A 7,677-nucleotide genomic window follows, 5' to 3' on the forward strand; every position below is an offset into this window, starting at 1 on the left:
CCGCCCACGGAACCACAGGGGTTCTGGACGGAGCACGCATGAACGAGCATGAGCGTCCACGGCGCTCTCGCAAGGGCCCGAAACGCGCAGGCGCACCCGCGCCGCAGGCACCGGCTCCCGTCCGGTCTCAGGCTCAGCCTGCGGTCGCGTACGGCCCGCAGTATGAAGGCCCGCCCGAATCGTGGAAAGACTTGTTCTGGCGGATCGTGAAGGACAACGACGCGACCAAAAACGTGATCAAGCTCGTCAGTGCGTGCGGCGGAATCGTCTTGGCCGTGCTGGCGATGCTGGCTGCCCTAGTTTTCCTGGTGACCCAAGCAAGTTGGATGACCTGGATCATCGCTGCTGCGTCCTGCCTTGGGACAGGCGGCGTCGCCGCGGGGCAGTGGCGGCGTTTGAAGCGACGGCGCGGTAGGTGACGGCGTTCTGCGAGGTATCTTCATAGGCTGGCGACGTATCGGAAGCGTCGGTCTGTGCCCTGTAGCTGACAGCGCCTGCCTCGCTGAGCCATGTGAGTACGGGGTTAGCGGCAAGCCCTGCCGCCACCATGAGTCCGGCAAGAATGACCAACGAGATGGCGTGGTCGATGATGACCGGCGAGTCGTAGATCAGCCAGGTCAACAGTGACGCAGCGCCGAAGACGATCAGGCCTGCCCCGATTCCATAGAGCACGAAATGGATAAGACGGGGCGGAACTGGTTCTTGGTCGGTTCGTGGGGGCATGATGACATCAGGCTCCAACCGGCGGCCGAGTGTCCAGGGTCACAAGCATCCTCTCGTTGAGCCAACTATGCAAGCGGCCGTTGGAGGACAATATTACCGGATCCCCGTGTTTTCGCTGACCGGAACAGTCGGACATACAATACACGACCCGGTGATGGTGGGTAGCCTGATCAGTGCGTTCGTCGCCATGGGTAACGGTGCCTGATAGCAGGCAAAAGTCTGTTGTGACCGTCTTCTGTGTCAAAACGTCCCCCGTGCTGCTACGCGGTCGATCTTTGCATACTGCCGGGTAAGTATCAATGGTCATGCGTATGGCTTGTACGTCACAAACCGCTGGGAGCGCCGCCAGGCGAGTGTCGACGCGGCCCGGAACGTCCGCATATGGCCAGGTCAAGAGCCAAATGCTGGTCATCGTACTTCTCATGCATTGCTAACTGGTGAAGGCGTGGATTCGCCAGCCTATTGGCCTGTGTTGCCTGATCGCGTGAAGTGGTATTGCCGTTACGTGGCTTCGCGTCACCCGACTTTAGTGTCAATGTGCGTGACGTGGCGGTGACGGGTTGTCAAGGTTGACCTGCTGTGGGCTGGCGCTGGCGGGCCTGTGTCGATCGGCTAGAGGTGCAGGTCGTGCAGGTCCTTGACAGGACTTGCGCATACTCGGAGAACAGGTGGTGAATCCCCGTCGATCAGATCTTCTAGCTGAGTCGCGGACCAGTGAATACTGTGAAGTCTGTGCAGTGCGAGGTAACCCTCGCATGATTGTCCGGTGATTGTCCGGCGCTCACGTGCTGAAGCGTGCTGCACAACCTGAGGGGGTATTTGGCTGATCACGCAACCTTGGTCGGGCAATGAGTCTAGGTTCGGATGGATGGGTTGGTGGCGAAGCAGGTTTTGGATGCGGGGGGACAGCCCCGCCTGCGCGGGGACAACACGCAGGTCGATCTCACCGACGAGCAGGTCCAGGGAACAGCCCCGCCTGCGCGGGGACAAGCAGTTTAACTCGCGCAGCGATGTTTCGAGCAGGAACAGCCCCGCCTGCGCGGGGGACAACCTGACCTGATCCAGAACGCCTACGACACTGTCGGGAACAGCCTCGCCTGCGCCGGGACAACATGCCGTCCACGGTCCGCCTGTCGCACGAGTTCGGAACACCCCCGCCTGCGCGGGGACAACTTCAGCCGGGACGGCAGAAACTCCGGCGGCAGCCCTCGGGAACAGCCCCGCCTGCGCGGGGGACAACGAGGCAACCTGTGTCGACACGATGTAGGAGTAGGAAACAGCCCCGCCTGCGCGGGGACAACCCCGGCCGGTCCAGGTTCTGCTCACGCAGGAACGGAACAGCCCCGCCTGCGCGGGGACAACCGCAGGAACTCCAGCTCCCCGAACAGCTTGTAGGGAACAGCCCCGCCTGCGCGGGGACGGCGGATTGAACGGTGGTCATGCAGGTTTCACCACCGGAACAGCCCCGCCTGCGCGGGGACGACCCGGTGACGTCGGCCCACGCGTCGCCGACGCCGGGAACAGCCCCGCCTGCGCGGGGACGACGTACGCCGCCGAACTCGAAGTGCTCGACGAGGAGCCCGGCTGCGATGTCGTCCTCATCGCCCGACCCGAACAACGCAGGGACGACCTGGCTCAGGCGGCCAAGAAGTCGGCAGCCCAGGGAACAGCCCCGCCTGCGCGGCGACGACGCCGACCAAGGACTCTGCGCGGGGACGACGCTTGTTGACCAGGCATGTTAGCAACCGGGACGTTGTTTTGGATTTACTTTCTGCTTGAGCGCCCCCGAAATGGCGTTGTTCAGCACATTTCTAGAACATGATGGCGCCGTTGGTGATCTCGGTGTGGAAAGTTTGTGCGATGCGTTGGTAGTAGGCGTTGTTGGCGACGCCACCGGTGAGGTAGGTGGGGTTGATGTTGGCTGGGTTGGTGCTGTCGCGTACTGCTTGGTCGAGGTTGATGAGCTCGTTGGCGCCGTACTGTTTGTAGCTGCTAATGATCTTGCTGTTGAGTTGTTGGCGGTTCTTTTCTTGGGTGCTGTTGGGGTCGAGGCCGAGTGGGGCGATGGTGGAGAGGATGACGCGGATGCGGGTTCCGTCGGGTCGTTTGTATCGGTTGTAGCCGTTGATGTCGCGGATGAGTCCGCTCAGTTTGTCTTCGACGGCTTGTGGGGTGTCGCCGTTGAGGATGTCTTGGGCGCCGAGGGTGACGACGACGGTGCGGAGCCTGGGCCCGGCGAGGGTGGTTTGGTTGAGTGCGGTCCACCATCCGGGCGGGGGTGGTGTGGTGTGGGTGGTGGTGACCAGGCCGCCGGGCAGTTGGTTGCCGAGTTGGGTGGCGAGTGTGTCGCCCCAACTGGTGTGTGTGCCGGGGGCGCGGGTGTTCTGGTCGGCGAGGATGGCGACGGTGCCGTTGCTGGCCGTGGTGGTGACGTCGATGCCGGTGAGGTAGTAGCTGCTCGGCAACGTGGTGGTGTACGGGGTGGCGTCCTGGCTGGCGGTGGCGTTGCCGGACGCCAGGTAGGTGGTGGCGCCGTTGGCGGTGTGCACCGGTGTGGTGGTGACGGCGTGGGGGATGTGGAGGCTGACCGCGAGGTTGCCGGAACCACCGGTGGGTAGGGGGACGGGGTCGCTGTAGGCGTCACCGCCAGCGGGGATGGTGACGGTGGCGTTGCCGTTGAACTTCAGGGTGGTGGGGGTGGTGGTGGCGGCGCCGGTGGTGTGGGCGGCGATGGTGGCCGCGTCGATGGTGACGGGTGTGGGGGAGCCGGTGTTGGATAACCGGATGCGGGCTTCGCTGCCGGTGATGGAGGGGTGGGCGATGATGCGGAGGGTTTTGTCGGCGAGGCCGCCGGTGGGTGGTGTGGTGGCGGTGTCGGCGGGTGCGGTCCAGGCGCCGGCCCAGGTTTTGCCGTCGGGTGGGGTGACCGGTCGTGGTGCCATGGCGAGCACGTGCAGGGCGGCGCTGTCGACACAGGTGCGGCGGAAGGCGGTGCCCAGGTTCGGCAGGGTGATCTTCTGCGGTGTTTTGAGTGGGTTGGCGGGGATGAACACCGCGTACAGGGTCGGCTTGTTCACGGTGTCTTTCGTCGCGCCGGTATTGCGATAGGGCAAGGTCGTGACAGGGGTGGCCACGCCTTCGGGTGCTTTTGCCCAGTCCGGGACGGCAGCGAGCTGTGGTTGATCGATGCTGCCGTCGGTGTAGGTGATCCTGGCTGTCGTGGCGGGCGTCGCTCCGCAGGTGCTGGCCACGAGGAATCCGATGGCGGTGGAGGGAACCTGGTGTGCGGCGGGGAGCGGGATGGTTTGTCCGATTGCGACGACGTTGTCGAAGCCAGTGCTGGTGGGGGTGGGCAGGGTGAAGGTGGCGCCTTGGACGGTGAGTGTGGCGCCGGGTGCGAGTCCTGCCGCTGCGAGGGTTTGCGCGGAGAGGGCGGAACCGTCGAAGTCGAGGGAGGTGTCGGCCGGGACGGTGGTGCCGTCGTTGCTGATGCCGTCGTTGTCCATCGCGTCGGCGAAGCTGGTGGTGGTGACGTTGTTGAGCGGGATGGCGTCGATGCCGGTGATGGTGACGTCGAACGGGTCGATGCTGGAGCCGGGGGTGTCGGTGGTGGTCAGGGTGATGACGTGCTGGCCTTTGGTCAGGTGGACGCCGCCGAGCGCACCGTAGGTCTGGCCCGCTGGGATGAGTGGTTTGGGGGCGTCGTCGACGGTGACGGTGACGTTGTTCCTGTTGCCGGGGACCAAACCGGAGGCGATCCGGACGCCGAGTGCGTAGTCGGCCTCGAGTGGCGCGGCGAACGCCATGCTGAAGGACTGGTCTTTCGCGGTGCCATCGAACTGGAGGCGGCCGTCCTTTTGAGTGATGGGGATGTTCTGGCCCGCGGGTTGGGTCACGGCGACCTGGGTCGGGTCGCCGGTGTTGAGGCGGGTGGTGACGCCGTAGTGGGGGGCGACGTAGAAGGTGTAGGCGGTTTCCTCAGCGGAGAGGTTGTGGGCGTGGTCGAACGCCCGGACGTGGACGGTGTGGTAGCCGGGTGGGAAGTTGGCGGGGATGATCTGAGCGTCGGTCCCGTCGCCGGTGGTGAGGGGTTTACGGGCGACCCAGCCGCCGTTGGGGAACTTCTGGTTGTAGTTGCAGTCGCTGGTGTTGGGGACTTTCACGGTGCCGGGGCCGGTGAAGCTGTAGGCCCAGCCGGCGGTGGTGTAGTCGTTGGGGTTGGTCTTGAAGTAGAAGGTTCCGGCGCCGTGGCCCCAGTAGTTGGGGGGATAGTCTCTGCTGTCCAGTGTGGGCTTGCCGGGTGGGGTGGCGCGGGTTTGGAATTTGGTCCAGGGGGAGAAGGTGCCGTTCCAGATTTCGCCGGTGCCGTCGCCGCCGGTGTTCTTGACCGCGACGCGGTAGCCGTAGTCGCCGTTGCCGAGGTTGACGTTGACTTGCCATTGGCCGGTGGTGCCGGACGCGACCTGGATGGGTGGGCTGGTGGTGATGTGGGTGGTTTCGTCGGCGGTCCATACTTCGAAGTACAGCAGGATGTTCAACACCGGGATGTTGTTGTCCGTGGCGGTGGCGGACAGGGTGGGGTACGCGTCCGAGGTGATGGGCTGGCCGGTGCAGGTGACGGCTTTGGAGATGCCCTGGTTGGTCGCGGGGCCGGGCGGGAAGGCGAACCGGATGGCGAACGCGGCGCTGCCGCTGTCGAATCGGTTCCAGTGATGGCCGTCCTGGGTGCCTTCGGCGGCTGACTTCAGGCCGATGGTGATCTGGCTGGAGTTGAAGTTGACCGCGGTCTGGGCTGCGGCGATGGCGTTGTACAGGACCGAGGCTCCCTTGCAGGCGTTCTGCGGGATGTCCATGTCGGTCCCGTTGTCGGGGCCTGGCCAGCGGGTGGCTGAGGTGAACTGCGAGCCGTTGTAGAAGGCTTGGACGGGATTGCAGCCGTTGTCGCCGGTGTGGGCGTTGGTGATGGTGAACGTCGCCGAGCGCAGCACGGCGGTGTAGCCGTTGCGGGCTTGCAACGCGGTGGTGGGCATGACGAAGAAGGAACGGGCGACCCAGTTTCTGTTCCCGTTGCATTCAGCGAACTTGTAGCAGCGGCCGACTCGGGCGAAAAAGTCGTCGCGGTAGTTGGTGAATCCGTTGTCGGCGACGTCTCCCCAGTCGGTGGCGCGAATGTCGCCCGTGGTCGGATCGATGTACACCGGGTACACCACGTCTTTGCCCGTCAGCGCCGCCGGGTCCGGGGTGATGGTGACGAGCGCACCGCCGTTGTCCGCGGGGGTGACATCAAGCTGGACGTGGGTGGTGTTGCCGGGTTCGTCGGCGGTGGGGACTGGTTGCCCGTCGTCGTGACGGGAGTCCCACATCTGTGGTGTGGAGCCGACGAACACGGGCTTGCCGGTGGTGGTGTCGTTGGCGTTGAGCGTGCCGTCTGGTCCAGCGCTGAGGGTCAGGCCGGTGGTGGCGGCGTGCAGGGTGATTGCGGTGAGCGCGGGGTTTTTCGCCGCTGTGGCGTCGTGGACGATGAGGATTTTGCGGTAGCTGTCCGGGGTGGCGGTCATCTGCAGATCGACGCCCGGTAGCACGCTCGGGTAGGTCGCCGAGCTGCCGTGCACGGTGGGGGTAGGCAGGAGCGTGGGCCACGACAACGTCAGCTGCTTGTCGCCTGCGGACAAAGTGACCAGAGGGCTGGTTCCGCCGCCGGAGAACGCGACATTCGCCGTCGAGGCAACAGGTCGATACAGGCCGTCGCTGTGCCGGGTGAGGGTGGTGTCGATCGGGCGCCAATGACCGTCTTGCTGGACCCGTTCGGGTCGGGCGGTGGCGCGGTAGGTGAACTGCCCGTCCGGATCAGCCGTGATGGTGGTGTTGGGTGTCTGTTGTCCTTCGACCTCAACCGGTTTGCCGGTTTTGCGAGCTTGAGCGAACGCCGCGACCTCCGCTGGCTTGGTCGAGCCTGGGGGACTTGACGAAGTGCTCACGGTGGACGGTGGGCTTGCCGCAGCTGGCGGTGATTGGGTGATCGTGGCGCCTGTCGAGAGAAGTGCGACGACGACTGCGGGAACGACCCATCGTCTGGCAGGCATGGCAAACGCGCGACGGCGCATCAGGATCCCCCCTGAGGTTGGACAGTCGTGCGGAAACTACTCGTCGCAGGCGCGCTTGAACAGGGCGTGAGCCGTCCACACGTGGAACTTGCTCCTAACGGCATAGGGAGTCTTGATCCCATTGCCAGGCAGGAAAACCGCAGGTCTTGTGGGGTGTGGGGTGGGTTCGCTACGGTCCGCTAGCCGATAGACAGGTGGGGATCGTCCGTAACGGGGGGTTACGATCATGGCCTCGGGCAGACAACGCCGCGCGTTCTCGGGCAGGTCACTCTGGATGGCTCTGGTGATCGCCACCACGGTGGTGACCGCGCTCGCCGGGCCTGCACAGGCGGCGGTCGATCCGGATCGTCCGGTTCCCCAGAAGGTGGAACCCATCCCCTACAAGGACTTTCCGCTACGTCTCGAGCCTCAGCCGAAGATGGCGGATGTGCCTGCGGCGCGGCAGGCGACGTGGCCTGCCGCGGGTGAGGCAAGCGTGGATCTCACCCAGGCCAGGACAACCCGGCAACGTGCTGGAGCGTTGCCGGTGTTCTTGAGCGGCGGCAAGGGCACCGCACAGGTGCGCGTCGCCGACCAGGAAGTCACCCGCCGGGCTGGAGTCGCCGGAGTGCTGCTGTCGGTCACCTCACCCGAGGCGACATCGGTCGGGGTGGACTACTCCGGCTTCGGCGAGTCGGTCGGCGCCGGGTTTGGCAGCCGTCTGCGCCTGGTCACCCTGCCTGACTGCGCACTGACCACTCCCGACCAACCAGAGTGTCGCGTCCAAACCCCCTTGGCCTCGAAGAACGACACCGCTGCGCGTACGGTCACTGCGGACCTGTCACCGCAGGCCGGGAAGAAGCCGGTGGTG

The 7,677-nt window shown here is 65.0% G+C and carries 3 protein-coding genes and 1 CRISPR repeat array; of the genes, 1 reads left to right on the top strand and 2 read right to left on the bottom strand.

Going from position 1 to position 7,677, the window contains the following annotated elements; genetic code table 11:
* Positions 1–336: 336 nt before the first annotated feature.
* Both ALI144C_RS52875 and ALI144C_RS58605 read right to left on the bottom strand, forming a co-directional pair.
* Positions 337–672, bottom strand: a complete 336-nt coding sequence (locus tag ALI144C_RS52875; protein ID WP_076994783.1) for a hypothetical protein — start codon at positions 670–672, stop codon at positions 337–339.
* Positions 673–1,625: 953 nt separating this feature from the next.
* Positions 1,626–2,263: direct repeats of the CRISPR family, unit length 23 nt; unit sequence GGAACAGCCCCGCCTGCGCGGGG.
* Between the two features lie 271 nt (positions 2,264–2,534).
* Positions 2,535–6,701: a hypothetical protein gene (locus tag ALI144C_RS58605; RefSeq protein ID WP_076994784.1), complete on the bottom strand. Its 4,167-nt coding sequence runs from the start codon at positions 6,699–6,701 to the stop codon at positions 2,535–2,537.
* A gap of 352 nt (positions 6,702–7,053) precedes the next feature.
* On the opposite strand from ALI144C_RS58605, the gene ALI144C_RS52885 reads away from it, so the two are divergent.
* On the top strand, positions 7,054–7,677 hold a 624-nt coding region (locus ALI144C_RS52885; protein WP_143231459.1), incomplete at its 3' end, for a hypothetical protein.

It is taken from the genome of Actinosynnema sp. ALI-1.44 (assembly GCF_001984155.1).
Classification (GTDB): Bacteria; Actinomycetota; Actinomycetes; order Mycobacteriales; family Pseudonocardiaceae; genus Kibdelosporangium.